The sequence below is a fragment of the Streptomyces beijiangensis genome (assembly GCF_017315755.1).
Lineage (GTDB): Bacteria > Actinomycetota > Actinomycetes > Streptomycetales > Streptomycetaceae > Streptomyces > Streptomyces beijiangensis.
Genome location: NZ_JAFLRJ010001123.1, coordinates 1 through 347, shown reverse-complemented (window position 1 = coordinate 347; position 347 = coordinate 1). Strand labels below are relative to the sequence as shown.

At 70.0% G+C, this 347-nt stretch carries 1 protein-coding gene; it reads left to right on the top strand.

The window, feature by feature from the left end:
• Nucleotides 1-19 precede the first annotated feature (19 nt).
• Nucleotides 20-347, top strand: a 328-nt coding sequence (locus J0695_RS40835; RefSeq protein WP_242553781.1) for a helix-turn-helix domain-containing protein, incomplete at its 3' end; no start/stop codon positions are given.

Here is a 347-nt window from a genome sequence, read left to right as displayed (position 1 = left end):
CGGCATGTCACGTTTCCGGATGTACCCGACTACCGCGCAGGAGCAGCGGATACTGCTGCACTGCGCGCACGCCCGGTACGTGTGGAATCTGGCCGTCGAGCAGCACGCGCACTGGAAACCGGGGCGCAGGTCCGCTCCCGGGTTCGCCGAGCAGTGCCGCCAGCTCACCGAGGCGCGCCGGGACAACGCGTGGCTTGCCTCAGGGAACGCGGACGTGCAGCAGCAGGCCCTGCAGGACTTCGCCAAGGCCAAGAACGTCCGGTTCGCCTCCGGGTTCGGCGAGCCGGCCTGGCGCAGGAAGCATGTGCACGAGGGCTTCCGCGTGATCGGCACCGACCGGGTCCCGG